General features: G+C 43.1%; 1 protein-coding gene. It reads right to left on the bottom strand.

Annotated features, from left to right (window positions below; translation table 11 throughout):
• The coding region (locus tag ACFIKU_RS10440) for a phage tail tape measure protein (RefSeq protein ID WP_375657444.1) at positions 1 to 594 on the bottom strand (594 nt) is incomplete at both ends.

Below are 594 nucleotides of genomic sequence, written 5' to 3'. Positions count from 1 at the left end.
AATCCTCTCTGTGAGATCACTGATACCTTTTCTCAAATCAGAGGTAGGATTAAGCAAATCATTAAAGACTTTTTTTAAGGTTTTTGCCCATCCAGCAACGGTTGTTTGAATGAGGTCGCGGTTTTCATCAATCAACTTTGAAAAACCGTCAATCATATCATTGATGACGGGCATGAAACGTGCGCCAATAAAGCTCGCGATACCGCCTATTTTTTTCTTAAAGGCTCCCATCTTGTCACTTAAGTCCGCTGCATAGCGTGCGACATCGGCACCTATCAGCCATTTTCCTTTCCGCGCCTTTGCAAAGAGCTCTTTTATGGGCGCCATGCCTTGTGCAAGCATGGTAGCCATTTCTTTACCATCACCACCAAACAACAGAGCAGCAATATGCTGTCTTTGTGCTTGATTTTTCATCTTACTCATCTTGTCGGTAATTTCTTCCAACAAGACAGAAGTGGATTTGAGTTTTCCAGAAGTGTTTTTGACAGAAATGCCAAGCGCTTCAAAGCCCATCATACCTCTTTTTTGTCCAGCATAGGCTTGTGCCGAACGCCTATTTAAAACCGCTAAGGATTGTTGAAAGAGTTCGGCGGA

Source organism: Bartonella sp. CM120XJJH (assembly GCF_042194715.1).
GTDB lineage: Bacteria > Pseudomonadota > Alphaproteobacteria > Rhizobiales > Rhizobiaceae > Bartonella.
This window is presented reverse-complemented; position numbering and strand designations above follow the sequence as displayed.